The 25,113-nt window shown below is 70.9% G+C and carries 25 protein-coding genes; 10 read left to right on the top strand and 15 right to left on the bottom strand.

The genetic code is table 11. The features are described 5' to 3' along the window. Window positions 1-29: 29 nt before the first annotated feature. Both ACZ6Z4_RS04645 and ACZ6Z4_RS04650 read left to right on the top strand, forming a co-directional pair. Window positions 30-1,412, top strand: coding sequence for a M1 family metallopeptidase (locus ACZ6Z4_RS04645; protein WP_465558119.1), 1,383 nt, complete (start codon window positions 30-32; stop codon window positions 1,410-1,412). Between the two features lie 79 nt (window positions 1,413-1,491). Then, window positions 1,492-2,715 (top strand): NADP-dependent isocitrate dehydrogenase, encoded by a 1,224-nt coding sequence (locus tag ACZ6Z4_RS04650; protein WP_465558121.1) that lies wholly within the window; start codon window positions 1,492-1,494, stop codon window positions 2,713-2,715. On the opposite strand, the gene ACZ6Z4_RS04655 is transcribed toward ACZ6Z4_RS04650, so the two are convergent. From ACZ6Z4_RS04655 to ACZ6Z4_RS04670, 4 genes are all read right to left on the bottom strand, one after another. Further along, window positions 2,712-2,972 (bottom strand): hypothetical protein, encoded by a 261-nt coding sequence (locus ACZ6Z4_RS04655; RefSeq protein WP_465558123.1) that lies wholly within the window; start codon window positions 2,970-2,972, stop codon window positions 2,712-2,714. The two genes, ACZ6Z4_RS04650 and ACZ6Z4_RS04655, sit on opposite strands and share 4 nt — an antisense overlap. Window positions 2,973-3,053: 81 nt before the next feature. Next, a complete protein-coding gene (locus tag ACZ6Z4_RS04660) occupies window positions 3,054-3,836 on the bottom strand; it encodes a CAP domain-containing protein (RefSeq protein ID WP_465558125.1) in 783 nt (260 codons plus the stop codon). A 328-nt stretch (window positions 3,837-4,164) separates the two neighbouring features. Beyond that, window positions 4,165-5,046, bottom strand: a complete 882-nt coding sequence (locus ACZ6Z4_RS04665; protein ID WP_465558126.1) for a CAP domain-containing protein — start codon at window positions 5,044-5,046, stop codon at window positions 4,165-4,167. Between the two features lie 238 nt (window positions 5,047-5,284). Then, on the bottom strand, window positions 5,285-6,121 hold the full coding sequence (locus tag ACZ6Z4_RS04670) for a CAP domain-containing protein (RefSeq protein WP_465558128.1): 837 nt from the start codon (window positions 6,119-6,121) through the stop codon (window positions 5,285-5,287). Window positions 6,122-6,243: 122 nt separating this feature from the next. On the opposite strand from ACZ6Z4_RS04670, the gene ACZ6Z4_RS04675 reads away from it, so the two are divergent. Both ACZ6Z4_RS04675 and ACZ6Z4_RS04680 read left to right on the top strand, forming a co-directional pair. Then, a complete protein-coding gene (locus tag ACZ6Z4_RS04675; RefSeq protein ID WP_465558130.1) occupies window positions 6,244-7,164 on the top strand; it encodes an NAD-dependent epimerase/dehydratase family protein in 921 nt (306 codons plus the stop codon). Between the two features lie 10 nt (window positions 7,165-7,174). Next, window positions 7,175-7,417, top strand: a complete 243-nt coding sequence (locus tag ACZ6Z4_RS04680) for a hypothetical protein (RefSeq protein ID WP_465558132.1) — start codon at window positions 7,175-7,177, stop codon at window positions 7,415-7,417. A 153-nt stretch (window positions 7,418-7,570) separates the two neighbouring features. Here ACZ6Z4_RS04680 and ACZ6Z4_RS04685 read toward each other — a convergent pair whose 3' ends face one another. After that, the gene (locus ACZ6Z4_RS04685) at window positions 7,571-8,230 is read right to left on the bottom strand and encodes a GNAT family N-acetyltransferase (protein ID WP_465558134.1); all 660 of its coding nucleotides are present in this window, start codon (window positions 8,228-8,230) and stop codon (window positions 7,571-7,573) included. A gap of 88 nt (window positions 8,231-8,318) precedes the next feature. Beyond that, window positions 8,319-9,476: a GNAT family N-acetyltransferase gene (locus ACZ6Z4_RS04690; protein ID WP_465558136.1), complete on the bottom strand. Its 1,158-nt coding sequence runs from the start codon at window positions 9,474-9,476 to the stop codon at window positions 8,319-8,321. 112 nt (window positions 9,477-9,588) lie between these two features. Between ACZ6Z4_RS04690 and ACZ6Z4_RS04695 the strand changes: the two genes are divergently transcribed. After that, window positions 9,589-10,407 carry a DeoR/GlpR family DNA-binding transcription regulator gene (locus ACZ6Z4_RS04695; protein ID WP_465558138.1) on the top strand — a complete coding sequence of 273 codons (819 nt, stop codon included), beginning with the start codon at window positions 9,589-9,591 and terminating at the stop codon, window positions 10,405-10,407. On the opposite strand, the gene galK is transcribed toward ACZ6Z4_RS04695, so the two are convergent. Further along, complete coding sequence (galK, locus tag ACZ6Z4_RS04700; RefSeq protein ID WP_465558140.1) at window positions 10,404-11,531, bottom strand: galactokinase; 1,128 nt, start codon at window positions 11,529-11,531, stop codon at window positions 10,404-10,406. The genes ACZ6Z4_RS04695 and galK overlap by 4 nt on opposite strands. Next, window positions 11,528-12,571, bottom strand: a complete 1,044-nt coding sequence (gene galT / locus ACZ6Z4_RS04705; protein WP_465558142.1) for a galactose-1-phosphate uridylyltransferase — start codon at window positions 12,569-12,571, stop codon at window positions 11,528-11,530. The genes galK and galT overlap by 4 nt, the downstream gene beginning before the upstream one ends. A 130-nt stretch (window positions 12,572-12,701) precedes the next feature. On the opposite strand from galT, the gene ACZ6Z4_RS04710 reads away from it, so the two are divergent. Next, the gene (locus ACZ6Z4_RS04710) at window positions 12,702-13,994 is read left to right on the top strand and encodes a hemolysin family protein (RefSeq protein WP_465558144.1); all 1,293 of its coding nucleotides are present in this window, start codon (window positions 12,702-12,704) and stop codon (window positions 13,992-13,994) included. Here the strand turns inward: ACZ6Z4_RS04710 and ACZ6Z4_RS04715 are convergent. The 4 genes from ACZ6Z4_RS04715 to ACZ6Z4_RS04730 are packed head-to-tail and all read right to left on the bottom strand — an operon-like array spanning window position 13,991 to window position 18,046. Further along, entirely contained in the window at window positions 13,991-15,241 is a 1,251-nt protein-coding gene (locus ACZ6Z4_RS04715; RefSeq protein WP_465558146.1) for an MFS transporter, read from the bottom strand. The genes ACZ6Z4_RS04710 and ACZ6Z4_RS04715 overlap by 4 nt on opposite strands. Next, window positions 15,238-15,858 carry an ArsR/SmtB family transcription factor gene (locus ACZ6Z4_RS04720; protein ID WP_465558148.1) on the bottom strand — a complete coding sequence of 207 codons (621 nt, stop codon included), beginning with the start codon at window positions 15,856-15,858 and terminating at the stop codon, window positions 15,238-15,240. The genes ACZ6Z4_RS04715 and ACZ6Z4_RS04720 overlap by 4 nt, the downstream gene beginning before the upstream one ends. A 54-nt stretch (window positions 15,859-15,912) precedes the next feature. Beyond that, the gene (locus tag ACZ6Z4_RS04725) at window positions 15,913-17,136 is read right to left on the bottom strand and encodes a serine/threonine-protein kinase (protein WP_465558150.1); all 1,224 of its coding nucleotides are present in this window, start codon (window positions 17,134-17,136) and stop codon (window positions 15,913-15,915) included. A gap of 49 nt (window positions 17,137-17,185) precedes the next feature. Beyond that, a complete protein-coding gene (locus ACZ6Z4_RS04730; protein WP_465558152.1) occupies window positions 17,186-18,046 on the bottom strand; it encodes an alpha/beta fold hydrolase in 861 nt (286 codons plus the stop codon). Between the two features lie 163 nt (window positions 18,047-18,209). Here ACZ6Z4_RS04730 and ACZ6Z4_RS04735 point away from each other — a divergent pair, with 163 nt between their 5' ends. Continuing rightward, entirely contained in the window at window positions 18,210-18,590 is a 381-nt protein-coding gene (locus ACZ6Z4_RS04735) for a YciI family protein (protein WP_465558154.1), read from the top strand. Between the two features lie 82 nt (window positions 18,591-18,672). Here ACZ6Z4_RS04735 and ACZ6Z4_RS04740 read toward each other — a convergent pair whose 3' ends face one another. Beyond that, window positions 18,673-20,403, bottom strand: coding sequence for an alpha/beta fold hydrolase (locus tag ACZ6Z4_RS04740; protein WP_465558156.1), 1,731 nt, complete (start codon window positions 20,401-20,403; stop codon window positions 18,673-18,675). Between the two features lie 174 nt (window positions 20,404-20,577). On the opposite strand from ACZ6Z4_RS04740, the gene ACZ6Z4_RS04745 reads away from it, so the two are divergent. After that, the gene (locus tag ACZ6Z4_RS04745; RefSeq protein WP_465558158.1) at window positions 20,578-21,876 is read left to right on the top strand and encodes a sensor histidine kinase; all 1,299 of its coding nucleotides are present in this window, start codon (window positions 20,578-20,580) and stop codon (window positions 21,874-21,876) included. A gap of 25 nt (window positions 21,877-21,901) precedes the next feature. Beyond that, on the top strand, window positions 21,902-22,549 hold the full coding sequence (locus ACZ6Z4_RS04750) for a response regulator (protein ID WP_465558160.1): 648 nt from the start codon (window positions 21,902-21,904) through the stop codon (window positions 22,547-22,549). Here ACZ6Z4_RS04750 and ACZ6Z4_RS04755 read toward each other — a convergent pair. Next, complete coding sequence (locus tag ACZ6Z4_RS04755) at window positions 22,442-23,005, bottom strand: RDD family protein (protein ID WP_465558162.1); 564 nt, start codon at window positions 23,003-23,005, stop codon at window positions 22,442-22,444. The genes ACZ6Z4_RS04750 and ACZ6Z4_RS04755 overlap by 108 nt on opposite strands. A gap of 20 nt (window positions 23,006-23,025) precedes the next feature. Then, on the bottom strand, window positions 23,026-24,072 hold the full coding sequence (locus ACZ6Z4_RS04760; protein ID WP_465558164.1) for an N-acetylglucosamine kinase: 1,047 nt from the start codon (window positions 24,070-24,072) through the stop codon (window positions 23,026-23,028). 209 nt (window positions 24,073-24,281) lie between these two features. Between ACZ6Z4_RS04760 and ACZ6Z4_RS04765 the strand changes: the two genes are divergently transcribed. Beyond that, on the top strand, window positions 24,282-25,091 hold the full coding sequence (locus ACZ6Z4_RS04765; protein WP_465558166.1) for a sugar isomerase domain-containing protein: 810 nt from the start codon (window positions 24,282-24,284) through the stop codon (window positions 25,089-25,091). The last annotated feature ends 22 nt before the right edge of the window (window positions 25,092-25,113 follow it).

A 25,113-nucleotide genomic window follows, 5' to 3' on the forward strand; every position in this document is an offset into this window, starting at 1 on the left:
ATCGCACCTGCTGACCCTGGGGAGTCATCGTGCGACGAATCGTGCTGCTGGGACTGGTGCTGGCCGGCCTGACCGCGCCCACGGCGGTTGCCGTAAGCAACCACACCGCGGTTGCCGTAAGCAACCACACCGCGGACGGCCGAGAGCCGACCACCGCGGACGGCCGGGAGCTGACCGCCGCCCGGACACCGGGCCAGGCGTCGTACGACGTCCGCCTCACCGCGAACGCGACCGGCGTGACCTGGACCGGGCGGGAGAAGATCTCGTTCACCAACACCGGCGACAGCCCGCTGCGGGAGGTCTACCTGCGGCTCTGGGGCAACACCTGGGACGGCTGCAAGGCGCCGGTCAAGCTCAGCCGCTTCGAGGGCGGCGCCGCGGCAGCGCCGACGGTGAACTGCACAGCGCAGAAGATCACGCTGACGAAGCCCCTCCGGCCGGGCCAGCGTTCAACCGTCGCCTTCGACCTCACCCTGACCGCACCCCAACGCGCCGAGCGCTTCGGCCGCTCGGGCAAGTACAGCTTCTTCGGCAACGCGCTCCCGGTGCTCGCCGTCCGCGACCAGGCCGGCTGGCACCTCGAGCCCGACGTCGGCATCGGCGAGAGCTACTACACGCTCGCCGCCGACTTCACCGTCCGCCTCGACCACCCCGCTGGCCTGACCGTCCCCGCGACCGGCACCGTCGCAGCCGATCGCCGTACGACGACGATCTCGAAAGCCAAGCAGGTCAGGGATTTCGCCTGGGCCGCCGGGCCCTTCAAGCAAGCGACGACCAAGTCCCCGGGCGGCATCACCATCCGCACAGCCTGGACCGACGTCGTCACCGCCGCAGCGGTCAAGGACGCGCAGACCCGCGCAGCGGCAGCGATCGACGACTTCGGCCGCCGCTTCGGCACCTACCCGTACGGCGAGGTCGACCTGGTCCTGAACGACAACTGGGAGTCCTTCTACGGCATGGAGTACCCCGGTCTCGTGCTGCTGATCGCGCCGCCGAACGAGGAGGGGCCGGTCGTGCACGAGCTCGCCCACCAGTGGTTCTACGGCATCGTCGGCAACAACGAGTACGCCGATCCGTGGCTGGACGAGTCGTTCGCGGTCTACGCCAGCTACATCCACACCGGCGACAACCAGCCCGACTGCTGGCCCGGGAAACTCGACCACCTGATCACCAGCGACATGGGCCACTGGAAGACGGTCCCCGGCTGGTCGGCGTACGTCTACTCGTACGGCGCCTGCATGCTGCACGACCTCGAACGCACCCTCGGCACCAAGCCGATGGCCGCGATGCTCAAGGCGTACACGAAGGCCAACTGGTACGGCGTCGCGACGCCGCAGGCGTTCAAGGCGGCGGCCCAGGCGGCGACCACGAAGGACCTCACCCAGTTCTGGAAGGACCACGCGATCGGGTAGCCGGTGTGGTGTTCCCCGGAGCGAGGGGTTATCTTGATGTCGAGATAGATGTCTTGATGTCAAGATAATTGGAGTGCGGATGCGGCGGATCAAGGTGCAGACCCCGGTGGTCGAGCTCGACGGGGACGAGATGACCCGGATCATCTGGCGGTTCGTGAAAGAGCGGCTGATCCACCCGTACCTGGACGTGGACCTGGCTTACTACGACCTCGGGATCGAGCACCGGGACGCCACCGGCGACCAGGTGACGATCGACGCCGCCGAGGCGATCAAGCGGTACGGCGCCGGCGTGAAGTGCGCGACGATCACGCCGGACGAGGCGCGGGTGGCCGAGTTCGGGCTGCGCGAGATGTGGGCCTCGCCGAACGGGACGATCCGGAACCTGCTCGGCGGCGTGGTGTTCCGGGAGCCGATCATCATCCGGAACGTGCCGCGGCTGGTGCCGGGCTGGACCAAGCCGATCGTGATCGGCCGGCACGCGCACGGCGACCAGTACAAGGCGGCCAACTTCACCGTGCCGGGCGCGGGCGAGCTGACCATCACGTTCACGCCCGAGGACGGCTCCGAGCCGATCCAGCACGTGGTCGCGAACTACGGCCCCGACGGCGGGGTCGCGCTGGGCATGTACAACTTCCACAAGTCGATCGAGGACTTCGCCCGGGCGTCGTTCGCGTACGGGCTGCGGCGCGACTACCCGGTCTACCTGTCCACCAAGAACACCGTGCTCAAGGCGTACGACGGCGCTTTCAAGGACATCTTCGAGTCGGTCTACGAGACCGAGTTCAAGGCGGAGTTCGAGCGCCGCGGGCTGAGCTACCAGCACCGGCTGATCGACGACATGGTCGCGTCGTCGCTGCGCTGGGAGGGCGGGTACGTCTGGGCCTGCAAGAACTACGACGGCGACGTACAGTCCGACACGGTGGCGCAGGGGTTCGGCTCGCTCGGGCTGATGACGTCGGTGCTGATGACGCCCGACGGCAAGACCGTCGAGGCCGAGGCTGCGCACGGGACGGTCACCCGGCACTACCGCCGGCACCAGCGCGGCGAACCCACCTCGACGAACCCGATCGCGTCGATCTTCGCCTGGACCGGCGGGCTCAGGCACCGCGGCACGCTCGACGGTACGCCGGACGTGAACGGCTTCGCCGAAACCCTCGAGCAGGTCTGCGTCCGCACGGTCGAGCAGGGCCAGATGACCAAGGACCTGGCCCGGCTGATCGGCCCCGACCAGGAGTGGCTGACCACCGAGCAGTTCCTGCAGGCGCTCGACGAGAACCTGCAGAAGGAGATCGCGCAGCGTTAAAGCAACGTGATCAGGGTGTACAGCGCCGGGGCGCTGAACATCACCAGCAGCAGCCAGGCCACCATCCGGTGGCCTGGTTTGGCCCGGTCGAGCGACGAGGCGAACGCCAGTACGGCGCCCTCCTCGGTGTGCCGGCTCAGCCCCATCCGCCTGGCCTCACCAGGACGGTTGTCGGGCCGCTCGTCGGCCAGCGCGTCCGGTGGAATCCCGAACAACGCAGGCCGGGCCGGTTCCAGATCGTCGCGCTCCCCGGACATCCGGCCTCCCACGGTTCGGTGGAAGCCTGAGCCGGCGGTTCAGATCGTTGCCGACTCAAGCACCTTGCCCCATGGTCTCACCTAGTCGAAGTCGACGACCCAGCCGACACGGTTGGCTTTGTTCAGACAGGCCAGCACCTGCAGCGTGCAGTACTCGTACCGGAACCGTCCGACACCGAGCTCGGTCAGACCGCAGTTGAAGATCGTGCCCGAGTTCTCGGTCTTGAGCTTGTCGAAGGCCGCCTTGGCGCTCATGTCCGAGCCGCCGGTGGAGCCCTTGGAGCTACCGGTCGACGTCAAGTTGCCGCCCTCGGCGCGGTCCTGTGCCTCACTGCCGGCGCCGTGGTCGAGGTTGCTGTTGTTGTCCAGGGGAGCGCAGCCGCGCTCCTGCCGGGCGCTGTCGATGTAGCTGAACAGTTCGCGCTCGGCATCGCTCTGGTCCCCAGGGTCCTTCGGCGGTTCCGGCGTCGTCGGGTCGTCCGAGGGCGTCTGGGTGGGCTTCTTCGTCGGGCGTGGGTTCTCGGTCTCGCTGCTCGGCGGCGGAGCGGTGGTGGTGCCGGCCGTCGGCGGGTCGGTGGGACCGCCGGTCGGGCTGTCGGTCGGCGTCACCGTCGGCCCGCTCCCCGGCGTACCGGGTGTCTCTCCTGGCGTCGGCGTCACCCCCGGAGTCGGGGTCTGACCCGGCGTGGGCGGCGTAGAAGGCGCAGCGGTGGGCGGCGCGTCCGTCGTGTCGACGACCGGATCGGTCGACGCCGTGATGTACGTGTCGTCGTCGCGGGTGACGTACGGGACGGACGCGTCGGCCTGGTCGCTCTGCGGCTGGTGCAGGAGGATCCAGGAGATCGGGGTGATCACCAGGATCACGGATGCGATGGCGATCAGCGGACGGCGGACCCGCGACGGTTGCGGGGCGGCCCTTCTGCTGCGCCGGCGCCGAGCGGTGGCTCCGGGCTCTGACATTACCTGCGTGTTCCCTTCACGGTCGCCCCCAAGACGTGCCTCATTCGTCTCACCGGGGCGCCTGTGAGGGGCGCCCAGTGAAGTGCAAGGACGGATCTACCCGCTGCGTTCACCGGCCAAGCGGCCGGCGGCTGTTGCTGTTCGACAAACTGCACCCGCACCACGGTGGGCCTGCGACAAAACATTGTCCTGACAAACTCGCCGACGCGTGTCGCGCTCGACAAGCGCCGGATCAGTTGCTGACCCGGCCGAAGTCCTGGACCCAGCTGCCCGGGCCCCACTGCTGCTTGACCTGGCCGTCGTCGTACCCGATGCCGATCCGGTTGAACTTGCAGTTCAGGATGTTGGCCCGGTGCCCGTCGCTGTTCATCCAGGCGGCGAACACGCGCTGCGCGGTGTCGTAGCCGGCGGCGATGTTCTCGCCCCAGCTGTTGCCGTGGAAGCCGGCGGCGGAGATCCGGTCGCCCGGGCCCTGGCCGTCGGGGTTGGTGTGGTCCATGTAGTGCCGGCGGACCATGTCGGACGCGTGCCGGCCGGCAGCCTCGACCAGGCTGTCGTCGAGCTGCAGGGGGCGGCAGCCCTGGTTGCGGCGCGCGGCGTTGGTGAGGTCGAGCACGTCGCGCTCGATCGCGCTGGTACCGCCACCGTCGGACGGGGGCGGCGGCGGGTCGTCCGGCGTCGACTGGGTCGTCGTCGGCGGCCGCGGGGTCTTGGTCGTCGTCTTGGTGACCGACGGCTTCGGCTTCAGCGTCTCGCCGGTGGTGGTCGGCTTACCGGTCGGGTCGACGGTCACCGTGACGACGCCGCCCGGGGTGCTGACCGTGCTGCCCGGCGTACCGGGCGTGGTCGACGTGGTGGTCGACTCCGCCGAGCCCAGCACCGGCGTACCGGTCGGGGCGATCGTGGTGGTGACGCCGTTCGGCAGGGTCTTGGTGACGGTGACCAGCGGCTTGCCGGGCTGGTCCGAGCCGGAGGTGTCGTCGACGGCGGCGGGGCCGGAGTTGTCCTCGGAGACGTTCAGGACCTTGGTCCCGTCGGCGACGTCCGAGCCGTCGCGGTGCGACATCAGGTAGACCACGGGTCCGATGGCCAGCAACACCGACAGGGCACTCACGACCGGGCCGATCAGGCCTCGGCTGCGTTTGCGCGCTGCTCTTCTGCTCCGGTGTCGCCCAGGGGTTGGCGAGTCCGTCATGGGTGGGCGAATCCTCTTCGTTTCGTTCGTACCGAGTCCGTCGTTCCCCGCGGTGCAGTGCCAGGCCCCCCTGGTTACCGAACAGTGACCTTAACCGATCAGCAAGGCCACTGTTACAAGCGTTCGAACCTTCTTAACAGACCCTGTACTTTCTGCGTCAGCCACCGAAGTCCTGCACCCACGAACCGTTGCCCCAGTCGGGCTTGACCTGGCCGCTGTCGTAGCCGATGCCGATCATCGTGTAGCTGCAGTTGAGCATGTTCTTGCGGTGGCCCTCGCTGTTCATCCAGCCCTTCACCACCGCGGCCGCGGAGCTGTAGCCGACGGCGATGTTCTCGGCCATCGAGCCACCCTTGAACCCGGCCGACTTCATCCGGTCGAACGGGCTGCGGCCGTCCTGGCTGTTGTGGTCGAAGTAGTGGTTGTCGACCATGTCGGCGGCGTGGTCCTCGGCCGCGCGGGCCAGCGCGCTGTTGGTCCGCAGCGGTCCGCAGCCGGCCTTCTGACGCTCGTTGTTGGTGAGCTGCAGGACCTGCGTCTCCATCGAGCCGCCGGTCGGCGCCGGCTTCGTCGTGGTCGGCTTCGGCGTACTGGTGTGGCTCGGCCGCGGCGACGGCTTGGTCGGCCGGGCGGTCGGCTTCGGGGTGCGCGTGGTGCCGCGGCTCGGCGCAGTGGTCGACCGGGTCGGCGTCGGCGTCGCGCTGGGTGTCTTCGACGGCGTCTTGCTCGGCGTCGCGGAAGGCGAAGGGGTGGGCGTCGGGCTCGGCGGAGGCGTGAGCTCCTCGACGTCCGTGGGCGGGGTGTCGGTGACGACGGTCAGCGGCTCGTCCTGGCTGGTCGGGGCGGTTCCACCGTCGCGGGTGAAGTACCACCCGCCACCGGCGACCAGTCCGAGGACGACGAGTGCCGCGAGCACAGGTCCGGCGACTCCTCGTCGTTTCGCGCGCCGGCGACCTTGGTGATCCGGGAATTCGTCGTACTGAGTGTTGGACACCCGAGGCAACGTAGCGGAGATCGTCAGCGCCGACGAGCCCTTGTGACGAAGGACGTTCGGGCTCTTACAGACCTTTGACGTACTACCGTTCAGGCCTGGTCCACTATCTGGGGAGCGCGATCATGCACGTTGTCGTCGGAGCGGGCCCGGTCGGTACGGCGGTCGCGCGGCTGCTGCTCGACCGGGGCGAGCAGGTCAAGCTCGTGACCCGCCGGGGGAGCGGACCCGAACACCCAGCACTCACCAAGGTCGCCGCGGACGCCTCCGACCCGGCGGCGCTGAGCGCGATCGCCGACGGCGCGAGCACGTTACTGAGTTGTGGCGGTCCGCCTTACCCGCAATGGATCTCGGACTGGCCGAAGCTCGGCACGTCGCTGATCACCGCGGCCGAGAAGACCGGCGCGCTGCTCGTCACCACCGGAAACCTCTACCCGTACGGCGCCCCCGACGGCCCGATCCGCGAGCAGGACCCGGACCGCCCGAACTCGACCAAGGGCGAGGTCCGCGCGAAGGTCTGGGCCGAAGCGCTCGCGGCGCATCGAGCCGGGCGAATCCGTACGGCGGAGGTCCGCGGCTCGGACTACCTGGGCGCGGGCGCGGTGTCGTTCTTCACCGTCGGCGTGCTGCCCGGCGTCCTCGAGGGCCGGCGGGTCGCCGTACCGGCGGACATCGACGCGGTGCACAGCTGGACGGCGGTCGACGACGTCGCGCGAACGCTCGTCGCGGTCGCCGACGACGAGAACGCGTGGGGCCGAACCTGGTTGGTGCCGACCGCACCGCCGGTCTCGATCCGCGACCTCGCAGCGGACGCCGCGCGGATGGTCGGCCTGCCCGCAGCGCGCGTGACGGAGATGCCGGCCGCGGTGCTCTGGCTGGGTGGGTTGTTCAACCCCCAGGCCAAGGAGATCCGCGAACTGCAGTACCAGTTCCGCGAACCGTTCGTGCTCGACTCCACGCAAGCCGAAGAGGCCTTCGGCCTGCGCCCCACGCCGACCGAAGACGCCCTTCAGGCAACCGTCGAGGCAGCGCACGAAGGCGCCTAGCTGCGGGGCTGTGGACAAACCCACGGCCTCGACCAACGGCCTGCACATCCTGCGGGTCTATTTTTCCGACCACACCTTCACCGGCGACGGCGGCAGTGCGCCGATCCGGCCCGGCCTCAGCGGCCGCTCGCTGGACGACGCCCTGGTCGAGCACAACCTGTTCGAGCGCGCCAACCGCGTCCCCGAGGCGATCGCCGTGAAGTCCAGCGGAATCCACCCACAGCTCGGATGCCAACGCTTGCACGCTCGGTGAAGAAGGAGCACGCAGGCAGGGCCCGGTGTCGCCTTGGCCTGCTTCAGCGCGGCCTTCGCCTGCCGGAGCGCGTTCTTCGCCTGGCGACGGCCTTGTCGGCGCCGCCGACCGCCTGGGTGAGCTGTTCCTCGGGTCGAACCCGAGCCGGCGCACTCAGCAGCGGGCGATGACGATGTCGGCGACGACCTTCCAGCCGAGGCTGCGGTAGAGACGCAGACCGTCGATCGACGCGATCAGGATGCCGCGTTTGGCGCCCTGGGCCGCGGCGGTCTCGACCAGGGACGCCATCACCGCGCTGCCGAGGCCGCGCCGCCGGTGCTGGGGGTCGGTCTCGATCCGGTCGGCGACGGCGTCCTCGCCGACCACCGCCATCCGGCCGCTCGACACCACGCCGCCGTGCACGGTGGCGCGGCAGACGATCAGGTCGGACTCGACTTCGGTGTGCAGCGTGTACCGGTCGTTGAGCTGCAGCGCCGGTTGCTCGGACAGCTGGATGGTCATCAGCCAGTCCTGCTCGCGCTGCACCTCCAGCCCGAGCTCCTCGAACTGGTCGACGCGGGCTTCCCGGTCGTCGGTGGCCAGCGTGATCCAGCCGGCGCCGCGGCCACCGGGCGCGGCGAGCGCGAGCTCGGCGGCCCGTTCGACCCGCTCCGGTTTGTCGTCCGCGTCGAGCACGACGTACTCCATGGCGCGGTTGTCCTCACCCGCGCGCACGGTCAAGATCCCGTCGTTGTCGTCCTCGACCTTGGTCCAGCCCCGCGACACCGACCACCCCGCCTGCCAGCGGCGGACGAGCTCCTCACGATCTCTCACCTGTCGATTCAAGCAGCCCGAGCGCCGGACGGCGAGGGGAACGGTGTCGCCAGTCGAACAAATCCGCCTCACACTGTGGACGACTCGCTCAATCCGCGACGTTTTCCAAGAGTTTCCGGTAGTCCGGGTGTTCAGCGGCGAGCAGGTCGAACGAGATCAGGTCGTCGTACGTCCCGTCCCGCCGCGGGCTCGCGGCGCGTTGCAGCCCGGTCCGGACGAAACCGTTGACCTCGGCCACGTGCGCCGACGCAGCGTTCGGCGCCGCGGCGTACAGGACGAGCCGCCGCCGGCCGAGCCCGCCGTCGTCGAGCGGCGTGAACGCGTGCCGGACCGCCAGCCCGACCGCGGCCGACATCACCCCGCGCCCCCGCGCGTCAGGGTGCGCCCAGTACCCGATCTCGCCGACCGTCGGGTCGATCCGCCCGCGCAGGTCGAAGGCGCTGATGTTGCCGAGCAGTTCGTCGGTCTCCGGGTCGGCGATCGCCCACGAGACCCCGTCACCGTCGGCGGCCCACGCGATCCGCCCCTCGATGAACGTGTGCGCGTCCTCCAGCGTGTACGGCGAAGGCAGACCGGCCAGCCACCTAGCAGTTCGCTCGTCGTTGCACGCGGCCATCACTCGCTCCGCGTCCTGAGGCCCGAGCGGACGCAGCCGCACTCCGTTGCCCTCGACCACCGGGATCGGCCACCAGTGCCCCTGCGGCTCGAGCTCGTCGTCGCGGGTCACCGACGCGACCCACTCGTCCCGCCGTACGCCGCGTTGCAGGCCTTCCTGCGGCAGCGTCACCAGCGACCGGAAGCCGGCCTTCCACGCGACCCGGCGCGAACCCCAGTTGCCGACGTACGCGCGCCAGACCACCCGCTGCCAGCCGATCTCGTCGAAGGCGTAGCGGACCGCGAGCTTGACCGCGCGCGTCATCACGCCGTTGCCGCGGGCCCACGGTGAGATCGCGAACCCGATCTCGCCGACGCCGCCCTCGCGGTCGCGCAGGTCGACGGTGCCGGCGTACCGGCCGTCGTACTCGATCGCCCACGCGTACGACGATCCGTCGGCCCAGTAGCCCGGGATCTGTTCGGTCAGGTACGCGACGGCGTGCTCCTGCAGGTACGGCACCGGGATGGTCGTCCAGCGCTGCATCTCCGGGTCCTGGCAGGTCTCGTACGCCGGGCCGATGTCGGCCGTCGTGTGGGCGCGCAACGTGACCAGGGAGTCGGTGAGCACCGGGACGTCGTCGGGGAATCGCATCCCCGAAGCGTGACGCGCACAACGCCCGGCAGGCAACGCCATTTCGGTCCACAAGCACGGAAACCAACACTTTCCCACTGCGCCGGGGCGTCGCAGACCGTAGTCTGTGCCTGTGAACGCTGCCGGAAACGCCGAACCGACCCGCGGCCGGGGCGGTCAGCTGGCTGCCCAGCGCCAGGCCACGATCGTTGCCGAGGTCAACAGCCGGGGCGCGGTCACGGTCGCCGAGCTGGTCGACCGGTTCGGCGTCTCGGACATGACGATCCGCCGCGACCTGGACGCGCTCGACTCCAGCGGCCTGCTGCACAAGGTGCACGGCGGCGCGACGTCGGTCGGGCTGCGCAGCGCGCACGAGCCCGGGTTCGACGCGAAGCTGACGCAGGAGTCGGGGGCCAAGCAAGCGATCGCTGCGGAGGCCGCTCGCCGTGTGCAGCCGGACAGCGCGATCGGCATCGGCGCCGGTACGACGACGTACGCGCTCGCCCGTCAGCTGCTGCGCGTCGAGAACCTGACCGTCGTGACGAACTCGGCGCGGATCGCCGACGTGTTCCACGGCAACGGCCGCTCGGACCGGACCGTCGTGCTGATCGGTGGGATCCGGACGCCGTCGGACGCGCTGGTCGGCCCGATCGCGACCGCCGCGCTGCAGTCGCTGCACCTGGACATGCTGTTCCTCGGCGCCCACGGCGTCGACGCCGAGCACGGACTCAGTACGCCGAACCTGATGGAGGCCGAGACCAACCGGTCCTTCATCGCCGCCAGCCGCGAGGTCGTGCTGGTGGCCGACCACACCAAGTGGGGCACGGTCGGCCTGAGCACGTTCGCGACCTGGAACGACCTCGACGTCGTCGTCACCGACACCGGCCTCACGCCGGCGGCCCGCAAGTCGATGCGGGACACCGGCTGCGAACTGGTGCTGGCCGGCGCTTAGAGCTTGGAGGCTCCCGGCGACGGGGTGGCCGCCAGCGAGGTCGGAGCGTGGAAGCCGTGCTCCTCGAAGGCCTTCTCGATCGCGGCGAAGGTCTCGTCCGCCTTGGCGGTTTCGACCAGCGCGATGATGCAGCCGCCGAAGCCGCCGCCGGTCATCCGCGCACCGACAGCGCCCGCGGCCAGCGCGGTGTCGACCGCGACGTCCAGCTCCGGCACGGTGATCTCGAAGTCGTCCCGCAGCGACGCGTGCGACGCGGTGAACAGCGGGCCGACGTCGCGGAGCCGTCCCGCGTGCATCAGCGCGACCGCCTGCTCGACCCGGTCGATCTCGGTCACCACGTGCCGAACCCGGCGGCGGTCCACGTCGTCGGTCAGCTTCCCGAGCGCCTCGTCCAGGTCAGCCAGAGCGATCGACCGCAACGCCGGTACGCCGAGCGCCGCGGCCGCGTTCTCGCAGCTCTTGCGCCGGGCGGCGTACTCGCCGTCGACGTGCCGGTGCGGCGCCTTCACGTCGATCACCAGCAGCGTCAGCCCGTCGGCCTCGGGGTCGAACGGGATCTGCTCGGTCGACATCGCCCGGATGTCGAAGTACAGCGCGTGCCCGGCGGTGCAGCACATCGACGCCATCTGGTCCATCAGCCCGACCGGCGCCCCGACGTAGGAGTTCTCGGCCTTCTGCGCGAGCCGCGCGACCTCCGCCGGGTCGACCTCGATGCCGCGCAGACCGAGCAGTGCGACGCCGGTCGCGCACAGCAGCGCGGCCGACGACGACAGCCCGGCGCCGGTCGGCAGGTCGGAGTCGAACAGCAGGTTCGCGCCGCCGATCTCGTAGCCGGCCTCGCGCAGCACCCAGGCCATGCCCGCCGGGTACGTCGCCCAGTCGCTGACCGAGCCCGGCGCGAGCGAGTCGAGCGCGAACTCGGTCACACCCTTCTGCCCGTTCGACGAGACCGCGACGACGCCGTCCTCGCGCGCCGACGCGGTCACCGAGATCTGGTTCGGCAGCGCGATCGGCAGCACCAGGCCGTCGTTGTAGTCGGTGTGCTCACCGATCAGGTTCACCCGGCCGGGCGCCCGCCAGGCGCCGTCGGGCGTCGTACCGAAGACCTCGTCGAACGTACTCATGCGCCGACCTTACGGAGGGTCTCAGCCACGTCTTCCGGACGGGTGTCGGAGATGAAAGCACCCATCCCCGACTCCGAGCCGGCCAGGTACTTGATCTTGTCCGCGGCCCGGCGGATCGACAGCAGCTCCAGGTGCAGGTAGCCGAGCTCGCGGTCGGCGCGGACCGGAGCGGCGTGCCAGGCGGCGATGTAGGGCAGGCGGTCGTCGTACAGTCCGTCGAAGCGGCGCAGGACGTCGAGGTAGAGCTGGACGAAGTCGTCGCGCTCGGTCTCGGTCAGCTCGCTGATGTCGGCGACCTGGCGGTGCGGGTAGAGGTGCACCTCGACGGGCCAGCGGGCGGCCTCGGGGACGAACGCGGTCCAGGTGCCGTTCTCGGCGACGACCCGGGTGCCTTCCTTGCGCTCGGCGGCCAGGATGTCGGCGAACAGGTTGCCGCCGGTGGCCTCGAAGTGCTCGCGGGCGCGGGCCATCAGGGTCCGGATCCGCGGCGGCAGGAACGGGTAGGCGTAGATCTGGCCGTGCGGGTGGCTGAGGGTGACGCCGATCTCGCGGCCGCGGTTCTCGAACGGGAAGACGTACTCGACGTCGTCGCGGGCGCTCAGCTCGGCGACCCGGTCGGCCCAGGCCTCGACGACCAGGCGGGCCTGGCCGTGCGACAGGTCGGTGAACGACTTGTCGTGGTCGCTGGTGAAGCAGACCACCTCGGTCCGGCCGGGACCGGCGAACGACGGGAACCGGTTCGCGAAGACGGCCACGTTGTAGTCGTGGTCGGGGATCTCGGTCGGGTTGTCCGGCGTACTGGCGTCCAGCGGGCACTGGTCGGCCGGCGGCAGGTAGGTCCGGGTGTTGCGGTGGGTGGCGAAGGTGATCACGTCGCCGGTCAGCGGATCGGTCCGCAGGTCGACCTGCGGCTTGGGTGCGGCCAGGCCGCGGGTGTCGGCCAGCGGCACCCGGGCGGGGGCGTCGGCGGGGTCGTAGTAGATCAGGTCCCGGCCGTCGGACAGCTTGGTGTCAGTGCGGCGCGCGCCACGCATCGTCATGCGAATGATCATAAACCAACAGAATTGAACATGCATCGCGATCCCCGGCGCCGCTACTCTTGATCGATGGACGTCGCCCTACTTCCGCGTCCTCTCCCGTGCCGGAGAGGACGCTAGGAACCCCCAGCCCATGAACGAGACCCTGCTCAACATCGTTTTGATCTTCGTCTTCGTGCTGATCGGCGGCGTCTTCGCCGCCGCCGAGATGGCCCTGGTCTCCCTGCGGGAGAGCCAGATCAAGTCGATCGCCACCCGAGGCCGGCGCGGCGAGACCGTCGCCCGGGTGGCCGCGAACCCGAACCGCTTCCTGTCCGCCGTGCAGATCGGCGTCACCCTGATGGGCTTCCTGTCCGCCGCCTTCGGTGGCGCGACACTGGCCGACGGGCTGGCGCCGCACCTGCAGGACCTCGGCCTGCCCGAGTCCGTCGCGAGCACCGTCGCCCTGGTCCTGATCACGGTGGCCATCTCCTACGTGTCGATCGTGATCGGGGAGCTGGCGGCCAAACGGCTCGCGCTGCAGCGCGCCGAGCTGTTCGCACTCGGCCTGGCCCCGCTGGTCGACCGGATCGCCTCGGCCGTCCGGCCGGTGATCTGGCTGCTGTCGCGGTCCACCGACCTGGTCGTCCGCGCGCTCGGCGGCGACCCGAACGCCAACCGTGAGGTGATGAGCGACGAGGAGCTGCGCGACCTGGTGTCGGCGCACGAGTCGCTCGGCGAGGAGGAGCGCCGGATCGTCGACGACGTCTTCGAGGCCGGCGGCCGGCAGCTGCGCGAGCTGATGCTGCCGCGCACCGAGGTGGACTTCGTCGACGCCGAGATGCCGGCGTACAAGGCGGTGAAGTTCGCCGCCGAGCGGCCGCACTCGCGCTACCCGGTGATGAACGGCTCGGCCGACGACATCGTCGGGTTCGTGCACGTGCGCGACCTGTTCGACCCGGCGGTCGCGTCCCGGTCGGTCCGGGTCGGCGATCTGGCCCGCGACGTGCTGATGCTGCCCGACACCGCGAAGCTGCTGCCGACGCTGACCGAGATGCGCCGGCGCTCGACGCACCTGGCGATCGTGCTCGACGAGTACGGCGGCACCGCCGGCATCGTCACGCTCGAGGACCTGGTCGAGGAGCTGATCGGCGACATCAAGGACGAGTACGACGAGGAGGCGGGCGAGACCACCCGCCTGCGCAGCGGTGACGTCGAGGTCGACGGCCTGCTGAACCTCGACGACTTCGCCGACGAGACCGGCGTCGAGCTGCCGGACGGCCCGTACGAGACGGTCGCCGGCTTCCTCGCCGCCCAGCTCGGCCGGGTGCCCGCGGTCGGCGACGAGGGATCGGTCGACGGCTACAACATCACCGTCACCGAGATGGACGGCCGCCGGGTCGCTCGCGTCCGCGTGCACCAGGTCGCCGTCGAGGACGCCGGCTAGACGAGTGCGGGGGCTGGTGCCTTCTGCTCCAGGACGTTGCTCCTGGCCAGAACCACCAGCCCTCCCACGGTGAAGCCGAGGCCCTGGAAGATCAGCACCGGGATGATGCCGACGACCTCGCCGAGCACGCCGGAGGCAACGATCCCGACCAGCACGGCCAGGCCTTCGGCCGCGAAGAGCGCGCCGAAGACGCGGCCGCGCGAGGCGTCGTCGGTGAGCCGCTGCACCACTGTCATCGACGCGGCGACGACGAACGCGCCGGGCAGCCCGACCGCGATCATCAGCACGTACGCGGGCGTCAATCCCTTGTAGAACAAGGGGTAGCAGAACAGCGCCAGGTCGATCAGCCCGAACAGCACCGCGCCGATGCCCCAGAGCTTCGCCGCCGCGAACCGTGCACCGACCGCCGCAGCGACCAGTCCGCCCGCGATCCCGCCGACCGCCTGCGCCGACACGATCAACCCGTACGCCGTACCGTCGCCGCCCAGCTCGGCGCTGACGAACGGCGCGAACAGCGTGCTCATCGCACCCTCGCCGACGCCGGTGACCAGGCCGAACACGAACACGATCCGCATCGCCTTGCTGCTCAGGCAGATCCGCAGCCCGTCGACCCACTCGGCCTTCAGCCGCTGCACCGCGCCGGACGTCCGCTCACGTACGACGGCGACCGCCCGGTGCTTCACGCCGATCAGCAAGCCCATGGCCAGCAAGTAGGTCGCCGCGTCGACCGCTGCGAGCAGCGGCATCCCGCCCGCAGCCGCCAGTACGCCGCCGAGCGCTGCGCCGGTCAGCCGGGCGATGTCGTTGCTCTGGCTGTTCAACGCGTTGGCTGTGACCAGCTGCTGCTGGTCGACCAGGTGGGGGACCAGCGACTGCTCCGCGGGCCGGAAGAACTGCTGCAGGCAGCTCTGCGCGAGCACGATCACGTAGATCACCCAGAGGCCGCTCTCGTCCTTGACGAGGAGCAGGGGGAGTAGCACGAGCGCATGCAGCAGGTTGACCACGATCATCGTGCGCCGGCGGTCCCAGCGGTCGACGAACACTCCCGCCAGCGAGCCCAGCACGACCAGTGGCACGAAGGACGCCAGCAGCAGGCCGCCGGACGCCAGGGTCGAGCCGGTGAGCGTGTAGACGTGGAAGGCGAGGCCGGTGCGTAGTACCCAGTCGCCGGTGAGGGAGATCAGTCCGGCGCTCAGCACGAGCCGGTAGTCCCGGCGGCGGGCTAGAACGGCCCACAGGTCTCTCATGCGTCCTCCTCGGTCGCCGGGGACTCCTCCGGGAGCACGCTGACGATGCGGGTGATGTCGATCAATCGGCTGCCGGGCGGCCGGGTGGACTTGTCGTCGATCGGCCGCTCGTCGACGTACCGCTGGATCAGTGCGGCCACCTGCTCCTCCAGCTCGGCCAGCTCCTCGCCGGTGAGGTAGACGGAGCTGTGCCCGATGCCGGAGTTCTCGACGAGCACCTCTGCTTCCTGCGGCCGCCGCTGCTGCCAGTCGACCAGGTTGCTCACCGCGCGCTCGGCGATCAGCTGCTCCAGTACGTCGGCAGCTGCCGCGCCTTCCGTCGTGAGCCGCGCGCCGCGCCACGACTGCGAGGTGGAGACGAGTCGCCACGGCCGCTCGCGGTTGTCCTTGCCCTGGGCGGGCTCGACGAAGTCGTACTTCGCCAGCTGCCGGAGGTGGTGCGAGGCGAGCGCCTGGCTGATCCCCAGCTTCCGCGCTGCGTCGGCCGCGGTCAGCGGGCCTTCGCGGCCGAGCAGCGCCTGCAGGTCGAGGCGCACCGGATGGGCCATCGCGCGGATGGCGAGGGGGTCGTCCAGCAACCGGCGGCGGCGCGGGTCCTGCCCGGATTCCAAAGACATGCTTGGAATATGCGGCAGGCGCAAGACGATGTCAAGCTGTTGCTTGGAATAGCCCTAGGGCTTCTTCGGGTTCTTGCCCTTCGACTTGCCCTGACCGGGCTTGTCGGGTTTGCCCGATTTGGCGTGCCCCGGTGGCGCGGGCGGCTCGGCGACCGGCTTCTGCGTCGTGGCCACCCGGTTCGAGGTCGGCCGGGTCGTCGGGCGGTTCGAGGTCGGCCGCGTCGAGGTCGGTTTCACCGACGCGGGCGGCGCCACCGGCGTAGTGCGGGGGACCGAAGACGGCGTCAGCTCGGCGGTCTCCGGCAGCCGGCGGTCGCGCTGGTCCAGGACGACACCGGTGCCCGCCGCGGCGAGGAGCGCGAGTGCGGCGCCGCCACCGATCAGCCGCCCCCGCGACCACCAGCCGACGCCGCCCTTCGCCTTGCCACTGGGCAGCTGTGCGGTCGACCCGCGGACCGGCGTCGTACCGGTGATCGTCGTACCGGCTGCGATCTGCGCCGCGGTGGGCCGATCGGCGGGGTCCTTCGCGAGCATGCTCATCAGCAGCTGCTCGAACGGGCCGGCCAGGTGAGGCCGCAGGTCGCTCGGTGGGGTCGGCGCCGTGCTCACGTGCTGGTACATCACGCTGGCCGGCTGATCGCCCTGGAACGGCGGGTGCCCGGTCACGAGCTGGTAGAGCACGCACCCCAACGCGTACACGTCCGACGCCTTGCCGGCCGGCAGTCCCTGGGCACGTTCCGGCGCCAGGAAGTGGCTCGTTCCGAGCACCTGGCCGGTCGCGGTCATCGTGGTGGTGGTGTCGGCGAGGAACCGCGCGATACCGAAGTCGGTGACCTTCACCGTGCCGTCGTCGGTGACCAGCAGGTTCTGCGGTTTCACGTCCCGGTGCACGATGTCGTTGCGGTGCGCCGCGGCCAGGCCCGCTGCGGCCTGCCGGACCACGCCGAGCGCGCGGTCGGGCCCGAACGGGCCGTGCTGCCGCAGTTCCACCGCGACCGTCCGTCCCTCGACGAGCTCCATCACCAGGAAGAAGCCGTCGTCGTACGGGCCGAAGTCGTACGCCGCGACGACGTGCGGGTCGGACAGCGACGCCGCTGCCCGGGCCTCGCGGTGGAAGCGCGCGGCCATCTCCGGCTCACGCCGCGCCGGCAGCAGCAGCTTGACCGCGACGTCCCGGCCGAGCAGCTCGTCGGTCGCCCGGAACACCTCGCCCATGCCGCCACGCCCGAGGGGATCACCCACCCGGTACCGTCCGGCCACCACCTCACCACGCCTCATCCCGCGCTCGGTACCCGCCCGGCATGCGTTTCAGTCGAGGCGGCCGGCCTCAGCCCAGCGGGTAGGAGGTCGGGCCGTCCGCCCGATCACGCAGCCAGTCGAGGGCCGACTCCGCGTGCCGGAGGATCGAGATGTGGCTGTCCGCGCCGTACTGGTCGAGCTCGGCGCACGGAATGTGCGTGGCCAGCCAGTCGCCGTGCGCAGGCGGGATGATCCGGTCGATCCTGCCGTGCAGCAGCAGCGCCGGCGCGGTGATGTCGGCCGGATCGCACCCCCACGGCAGCAGGTACGACACGTCGTCGTCGATCGCGCCGTACGGCCCCGCGGTGAGCGCCGCCGGCCCCGCGACCTCGCCGAGCCACGACCACGGCCCGTCGAAGAGCGCCAGATCGACAGCAGCGAACTCCGGGTCGTAGTCGTCCCCGTCGACCGCCTCCCGCGCCTCGCGCCCGCTCCGCGCGGCCTCCAGCGCGGTGACCCCCGACGGGATCATCCCGCCGAACCAGTCCAGCCCCGGTACGCCGTACGGCGCGATCCCGGCCAGGCTCGCGACCGCCTGCACCCGCTCACCGAGCACCGCCGCGCACCCCAGCGCGTACGACCCGCCCCCGGAGTACCCCATCGTCGCGAACCGCCCGAGCCCGAGCGCGTCCGCGACCGCCTCGACGTCGCGGGCCACCGACCGCATCGTGCGGCCCGGCGCGACCGTCGATCCGCCGTACCCGGGCCGGTCGAACGAGATCCAGCGCAGCCCCAGCCACTCCGAGGCCTCGAGCAACGGCACCGGCGGGACGCCGAGGTTGGGTGTGCCGTGGTGCCAGACCACCGGGACCCGGCGCTCGTCGCCCGGGTGCGTGTCGTACACCCGGAGCACCCGTCCGCCGGGCAGTCGCAACTCGCTCCGTTCCATCACCGCACGTCCGTTCCTCTCGGCTCCTCTTCGGACGGTACGTCGCGATCGTGCCCGCGGACTCGACATTTCGGCCCTGGCTGCCCGAAGAGGCGAAATGTCGACGACTGTCGCGCGCCTCCGACCTCTGCTGCGAAGATCCGTTCCGACGAGAGGAAGTCCCGTGAAGTACCTGCTGCTGATCCACAGCAACCCCAAGACCTGGGGTCACCCGTCGTTCCTGCACACCGAGGAGGGCATCGCGCTGCCGAGGACCGCCCGCGACGCACTCGCCAAGCAGCTCGACGACCTGCTCACCGAGCTCGACACCTCCGGCGAGCTCGTCTCCGCCAGTCCGCTGGAGGCGCCGGCGAAGGGCAAGGTCGTCCGCGTCCGCGAGGGCGTCCGCGCGACCACCGACGGCCCGTACTCCGAGGCGAAGGAGCAGCTCGCCGGCGTCTTCATCGTCGACGTCGCCTCGCCGGCCCGGGCCGAGGAGATCGCCGCCCGCATCCCCGAGGCGGCGTTCTCCGCGGTCGAGGTCCGCCTGATCTCCGCCGACTAGCCGGCCCGGAGCTGGGCGGACCTCCGCCCGGCCGCGACCGGCCCCGGACCAGAGCGGTCCGGGGCCGGTTGTCGTCCGTGGATCAGCGGGTGGCCAGACGGTTCACCGTGGAGATCTCGTCCGACAGCTTGAGCCGCAGCGGGCTGTCGACGGCCTTCAGCGCCCCCGCGCGACCGGCGCCGACGTACTTGTCGACCGGCCCGCGGACCGGGAACACCTTGTCCTCACCCGGCAGCGGCACCGATGGGCACAGGCTGTTGGTGCTCTTCGACCCGAACAGCAGGTACGTGTTCACGACACCGTCGACACACGGGTTCCCCTGTAACCCGTACTGCCCGTGGAACGCCGCGTCGTCGACCCGCAGCACGTCCACGCCCGGCGCCTTGCGGACCGCGCTCATCGCTTGCTCGTACGACGTCTGCGGGTCGAACTCACCCTGCACGACGAGCACGTGGTCCCGGACCGCCTTCGGCAGCTCCGGCAGCGTCTGCCGCGGCGCGTCCGTCCAGGGACCGCAGACCTCGCCGAGCCCGTACTGCCAGCCGTACGCCGGGTACTTGCGGCCCTGGACGTCGCTCAGCTTCTTGTACCACTGCGTCGACTTGGTCGGCTGGTCGCCGCAGGCCACGGCGTACCGGGTGATCGGCAGCTGCTGGTAGTCCGGCGTCGCCTGGCCGAGGTCGGCCTTCGCCACGGCGGCCGTGGTCAGCTTCGCCGCGGTGACGCCGAACCGCTCCCGCGACACCGCGTCCACGCTGCTCCGCAGCCCGGCCGGCAGAGCGGCGAGCTTCTGCGCGCCGGCCGAGTCGCCCTCGATCACCAAGCTGAACACCAGCAGGCGCAGCAGCCAGCCGAGCTCGCTGCCGTTGCCGATCAGCAGCGCGTCGTAGTTGTCCGGGCTGATCCCGAGCCCCGCGGCCTTGCTCCGGCCGGCGGCGATGGCGGCCTCGGCCTGCGCGGTCGTGGTGCCGAACACGCCGGGCATCGTCCGGGTCAGCCACGGCAGGAAGACGTCCTCGGCCTGCCGCTGGCCCATCCGCGGGAAGTCCTCGAAGTCCGCCTGCAGCCGGCCCTGGAAGTCGACGCTGGAGTCGAGCACGACCCGCCCGGTGGTTGCCGGGAACAACGACGCGTACTTGGCGCCCAGCCAGGTCCCGTACGAGTACCCGACGTAGTTCAGAACAGGGGCCTTGAGCAACTGTCGCAGCAGGTCCATGTCGTGCGCGGTCTGCCAGGTCGTGATGTACGGCGCCTCGGCGACGCTCTGGCAGGCCTCGGCGATCGCCTTCGGCGTCTGCTGGTGATCGGCGATGCTCTTCGGCGACCGGTCCCGCGCGTCGAGCGGGCCCTTGGGCAGGCGACCGGTCGGCACCTGGCAGGTGATGCCGAGCCCGGCCTGACCGGCGGCGCCCTGCTGCCCGGTGCCCCGGGGATCCATCCCCAGTACGTCGTACCGCGCGTTCAGCGACGGCTGCAGCTTCGCCAGATCGGCGGCCAGCCCGGTGCCCTGACCGCCGGGCCCGCCCGGGTTGGTCAGCAGGATCCCTTGGTAGTCGTCCTTGGCGCCGGTCGCGGCGACCCGGCTGACCGACACCTTCAGGTCCTGGCCGGCGTCCGGCGCCGACCAGTTCCGGGGCACGGTCAGTTGCGCGCACTCGACCGGGACCTCGGCCTTGAACGTGCACGCACCCCAGGTCAGCTTCTGCCCGGTGTACCCGGACAGGTCGGGAGCGGCATCGGATGTCAGCGGAAACAGTACGGCGAGCAACGAGATCGACGTCGCGGCGGCGAGTCCTGCTCGTAGGCGTCTCATACCCTGGCCTTCCTCACGGTGGACGAACCTTCTCGGCCGAACGTATTTCCGCGTGCGGCGGGCGCGGCACGGCCGAACGGCCGGATCGGCGGTGGCACCTCGTCCTTTCGGCCGGGGCCCGGTCCAGCCGTCGGGCCGAGGTGCGGACCGCGTCCGGGAAGGCATGCTGGAACCATGACGAGTCCTCGCGGCGCCCGTGGATCCGGGCAGGCGCCGGACGGTGCCGCCGCCCACACTCGGCGGGCACCGGACGGCGCCGCCGTTCACACTCGGCGGGCGCCCGCCGCCCACCGCCGGCGGGCGCCGCTGGTCGCGGAGATCGTGGCTCTCGCGCTGCTCTCCGCGGCCGACCTCGCGATCACTCTCCTGCACCCGGCGCCGCCCGGTGGATTTCTCGCCGCCTCGTTCACCGCGATCACGCCGGCGATCGGGATCGGCGCCGCGGTGGTCGCCGTACTGCGGCGCCACTTCGACCGGCTCGTGCTGCTGACCGTCGTGGTCGCTTCCGCGTCGCTGGTGGTCAGCGTCGGCAGCGGCCTCGCGGCCTGGGCCGGCGCCGCCGTGCAGGCCCAGTCGCCCTTGGCCGAGGCGCTGGCGCTGGCGCTGTTGTGCGGCGCGGTCTGCCACCAGCTCCCGTCGCGGTCGGTCGCGCCGCTCGTCGTACTCGTCGGAATCGCCGCGACCGTCGCGGCGCCGCTTCGGTTCGGTCTCGACTCGCCCTGGGCCCTGCTCGCCCTACCGGCCGCGCTGCTGTGGGGCGCCGGCGTGGCGACCGGCCTCGTCCTGCGCGACGCCGACAGCCGGTACGACGCGGAACTGGCCGGCGCGCGGGAGTCCGAGCGGCTCGCGCTGGCCCGCGAGCTGCACGACTTCGTCGCCCACCACGTGACCGGGATCGTGGTCCTCGCCCAGGGCGCACAGGTCGCCGCCGCCCGGCGCGACGAGCGGCCCGGCGCCTACCCGCAGATCGAGCAGGCCGGGAGCGAAGCCCTGAGCGCGATGCGCAGGCTGGTCGGCATGCTGCGCGCCGAGGAGCCGGAGGCGAGCCGCACCCGGGCCGGTGACGACCCGCTGCACCCGGTGTTGCGCGCCGAGCTGAAGGAGGCCTGTGGCAACGATCCACGGGTCCGGCTGACCGCGAACGCCGAGCTCGACAGCATGTCGTTGTCACCGGCAATCATCGTCGCGGCGCACCGGATCGTCCTCGAGGCGGTCACCAACGCCCGCCGGTACGCCGTACCGGGGTCGCCGATCGAGGTGTCGGCCGGGCTGCGCCGCAAGGGGCTGACCGCGGCGCTGGAGCTCACGGTCGTCAACGCCGTACCGGCGAACGCCGAGCGAGGCGACGGGTACGGGCTGGTGGGGATGGCCGAACGCGCGCAGGCCGTCGGCGGTACGTTGTCGTCCGGCGCCGGCCCGGACGGGCAGTGGCGGGTGCGGGCGACGCTGCCGGCCGACCACCTCTACCGGTGACGCCGGACCGGCGAAGGAGACGATGATGGCCGTACGGGTGCTGCTGGCCGACGACCAGGCGATGGTCCGGACCGGCTTCCGGCTGATCCTGGAGTCCGAGCCCGGCCTCGAGGTGGTCGCCGAGGCCGCCGACGGCGAGGAGGCGGTCCGGCGGGCGCGGGAGCTGCGGCCGGACGTGGTGCTGATGGACATCCGGATGCCGCTGATCGACGGCATCCAGGCGACGAAGCTGCTCGCCGGCCCGGGCGTCGCTGAGCCGTTGCGGGTGGTCGTGGTGACGACCTACGACGTCGACGAGAACGTGTACGCCGCGCTGCGCGCGGGGGCCTGCGGGTTCCTGGTGAAGGACGCCGGCCCGCGGCTGCTGGTCGAGGCGGTCCGGGCGGCGGCGGACGGGGAGTCGATGGTCTCGCCGTCGGTCACCGCGCGGCTGCTCGAGCGGTTCACGCAGGCGGCCGCTCCGGACGCGCCCGCGGCCCACCCGCTGACCGAGCGTGAGGCCGACGTGGTCCGCGCGGTCGCCCGCGGCCGGATGAACAGCGAGATCACCGACGAGCTGACGCTGTCACTGTCGACCGTCAAGTCCCACCTGGCCAGCGCCCAGCGGAAGCTCGGGCTGCGCAACCGCACCGAGCTCGCCGTCTGGGCCTGGGAGAACCGGCTGGTGAGCTGAGGCCCGGACCACGACGGTCCGGGCGGCCAGGTCGCCGACCCGCTGCCGCAACGGCGTGCAGCAGATCACGACGAAACCGGTCAGCCCCCAGAACAGGCCGTCGACCACCCAGAGCAGGTACCGCACGAAGAACTGGGTCCAGCTCGGCAGCGTGCCTTCCAGCGTCACCGTCCGCAGCCCGAGCGCCAGCATGCCGAGCGTCCGGCCGCCGGTACGGCGGGGCAGCACGATCTCGTTGACGACCTGCAGGACGACGATCGCGCCGATGTAGGTGCCGGCAACGCCGTACCCGACCGTGCGCCCCCGGCCGCCGAGCCAGACGACCGCGAACAGGGCGCCGACCGCGAGCAGCGCGGCCACGAGCATCACGGACAGCAGGTCGACCAGCCACTGGACGCAGCGCCGGGGAGTGACTCTGGTCGCCTCGCGGGTGAGTGCGGTCACGTGCTTCATCATTGCACCACCCGCCGGGGCGCTCAGTCTCTCGGAGCGACCAGCCGGGTGTGGTTCTCGCGCGTCGCCAGCGCCGGGTCCAGCGCCCCCAGCGCCAGCCAGGTGGCACCCCCGACGCCGTCGTGCGCCGTCAGCACCTCGCCGTCGAAGTGGTCGCGGATGCTCTGCCGCAACAACTTCCCGACCGGTGACGACTCGCCCGCGACACTGCCGGTGAGCACCAAAGGCCCGTTGTCCGACGTTGTCCTCAGCCGGCTGACCGTTTCTGTGAGCAGTTCGGCTGCGCGTTTCACCAGCGCGTGCGCGGTCTTGTCGTTCTGGTCGTACGCCGCCACCACCGTCCGCGCCAGCTCGGCCAGCAGGACCGGCGGCCGCGAGTTCACGGTGCGGATCAGGTCGTCACGGAGCAGGTCGTAGCCTTCACGCTCCGCGACGTCGCCCGGATCCCAGCCCGGCAGGACAGCCTGGACGACGGCCTCGCCGAGGCCGCCGATCGGTTCGCCCTGGTCGATCGCGCGCAACAGACTGCGCATCGCCTCGCGGCCGAGCCAGAAGCCCGAGCCGTCGTCGCCGAGCAGCCAGCCGTGGCCGTCGGCGGTCCGGACCAGCCGGTGGTCGCGGACCAGGCCGGCCGCGCTGCCGGTGCCCGCGATCAGCACGGCGCCGTCGGCTTCCGGCGTACCGGAGGCGAACGCGACCTCCAGGTCGCCGATGTAGCGCGGCACGCAGACCAGGCCGGCGCCCGACCAGGCGGCGTCGAACTGCGCCGCGACCTCGGGTTTCGACAGCGCGGAACCCCCCGCGGCGCCGATCACCGCGGCCTGCACGGCGGCCGGATCGAGGCCCGTCAGCGCCTGCCGGATCGCCTGCCCGAAGTTCGCCGCGGCACTCGCGGGGTGGCTGGTCGGATTTCCGCCCGCGGCAGCCCCGCGACCGACTACGTTGCCGTTGTGGTCCGCGATCACGATCCGGGTGGAGGTCCCGCCGAGGTCGCCGCCTAGGACCAGTGTGGTGTCAGGTCGCAGGACCACTGTGTCCTGTGGTTCCGGGAGAGCGTACTCGACGGACATAGGCGGTGCTCCAAACTGCTCAATCAGAGCCGTTAATGGACAATAACGTGCAAGGTCACGCAACGGTCCCGATCTGGAGGGAAGAGTGAGATGAGCCTTGACTTTAGCTGCCAGGTGAGAAAAGTTCTGTCCAGCAAACCGCAAACTTGCGCACTTGTCGGCACCAGGTGTGTCGCGGCGAACACATTAGTGGAGGGGCGGGGCCTCTGATGGCCAGTACGACGGACGGCAGCACGGGCGCACACGCGGGAACGGGCAACGACACCGGTGGCGTCAGTGCGCAGTCGTATGTTCACACGCTGACACCGATCCTGGCCGCGGTCACCGAGCAGATCGACGGCCCGATCCAGGACGCGGCGGAGCTGTTCGTCAGCTCGCTGCGCAACGACGGAGTCATCCAGGCCTTCGGGTCCGGGCACTCCGAGGCGCTCGCGATGGAGATCGCCGGCCGGGCCGGCGGCCTGATCGCGACCAACCGGCTCGCGCTGCGCGACCTGGTCCTGATCGGCGGCGAGCCGATCGAGGTGCTGCGCAGTGGTGAGCTCGAGCGCGACCCGTCGATCTCGCGCCGGCTGTACGAGCTGAGCGCCGCGCAGAAGAACGACCTGTTCGTGATCGCCTCCAACTCCGGCGTGAACGGCTCGATCGTCGAGCTGGCCAGTGTCGTCAAGGAGCACGGTCACCCCCTGATCGCGATCACGTCGCTGCAGCACACGGCCGGCGTCGAATCGCGGCACCCGTCGGGCAAGAAGCTGATCGACTTCGCCGACGTGGTGCTCGACAACCACGCGCCGTACGGCGACTCGGTGCTCGAACTGCCAGGTTTCGGCAAGGTCTGCGCCGTGTCGTCCATCACCGCGGCGCTGATCGCGCAGATGCTGGTGGCAGAGGTGCTGCGCCGGCTCGCCGAAGCAGGTGAAACTCCTCCGGTCTACCTGTCCGCGAACATTCCCGGCGGCGACGACCACAACCACGCCCTGGAAGCAAAGTACGCCGGCCGGATCCGTCGTACTGCCTGAAACACTCTCGGAAGGCGGGACC

Source organism: Kribbella sp. NPDC104740, from assembly GCF_055583505.1.

Excerpts from the sequence above, each read along its gene's own strand:
- ACZ6Z4_RS04650 (WP_465558121.1), top strand. The coding sequence starts at position 1,492 with ATGCGGCGGATCAAGGTGCAGACCCCGGTGGTCGAGCTCGACGGGGAC.
- ACZ6Z4_RS04655 (WP_465558123.1), bottom strand. The coding sequence starts at position 2,972 with ATGTCCGGGGAGCGCGACGATCTGGAACCGGCCCGGCCTGCGTTGTTC.
- ACZ6Z4_RS04675 (WP_465558130.1), top strand. The coding sequence starts at position 6,244 with ATGCACGTTGTCGTCGGAGCGGGCCCGGTCGGTACGGCGGTCGCGCGG.
- ACZ6Z4_RS04690 (WP_465558136.1), bottom strand. The coding sequence starts at position 9,476 with ATGCGATTCCCCGACGACGTCCCGGTGCTCACCGACTCCCTGGTCACG.
- galK (WP_465558140.1), bottom strand. The coding sequence starts at position 11,531 with ATGAGTACGTTCGACGAGGTCTTCGGTACGACGCCCGACGGCGCCTGG.
- galT (WP_465558142.1), bottom strand. The coding sequence starts at position 12,571 with ATGACGATGCGTGGCGCGCGCCGCACTGACACCAAGCTGTCCGACGGC.
- ACZ6Z4_RS04710 (WP_465558144.1), top strand. The coding sequence starts at position 12,702 with ATGAACGAGACCCTGCTCAACATCGTTTTGATCTTCGTCTTCGTGCTG.
- ACZ6Z4_RS04715 (WP_465558146.1), bottom strand. The coding sequence starts at position 15,241 with ATGAGAGACCTGTGGGCCGTTCTAGCCCGCCGCCGGGACTACCGGCTC.
- ACZ6Z4_RS04720 (WP_465558148.1), bottom strand. The coding sequence starts at position 15,858 with ATGTCTTTGGAATCCGGGCAGGACCCGCGCCGCCGCCGGTTGCTGGAC.
- ACZ6Z4_RS04725 (WP_465558150.1), bottom strand. The coding sequence starts at position 17,136 with ATGAGGCGTGGTGAGGTGGTGGCCGGACGGTACCGGGTGGGTGATCCC.
- ACZ6Z4_RS04730 (WP_465558152.1), bottom strand. The coding sequence starts at position 18,046 with ATGGAACGGAGCGAGTTGCGACTGCCCGGCGGACGGGTGCTCCGGGTG.
- ACZ6Z4_RS04740 (WP_465558156.1), bottom strand. The coding sequence starts at position 20,403 with ATGAGACGCCTACGAGCAGGACTCGCCGCCGCGACGTCGATCTCGTTG.
- ACZ6Z4_RS04745 (WP_465558158.1), top strand. The coding sequence starts at position 20,578 with ATGACGAGTCCTCGCGGCGCCCGTGGATCCGGGCAGGCGCCGGACGGT.
- ACZ6Z4_RS04750 (WP_465558160.1), top strand. The coding sequence starts at position 21,902 with ATGGCCGTACGGGTGCTGCTGGCCGACGACCAGGCGATGGTCCGGACC.
- ACZ6Z4_RS04755 (WP_465558162.1), bottom strand. The coding sequence starts at position 23,005 with ATGATGAAGCACGTGACCGCACTCACCCGCGAGGCGACCAGAGTCACT.
- ACZ6Z4_RS04760 (WP_465558164.1), bottom strand. The coding sequence starts at position 24,072 with ATGTCCGTCGAGTACGCTCTCCCGGAACCACAGGACACAGTGGTCCTG.
- ACZ6Z4_RS04765 (WP_465558166.1), top strand. The coding sequence starts at position 24,282 with ATGGCCAGTACGACGGACGGCAGCACGGGCGCACACGCGGGAACGGGC.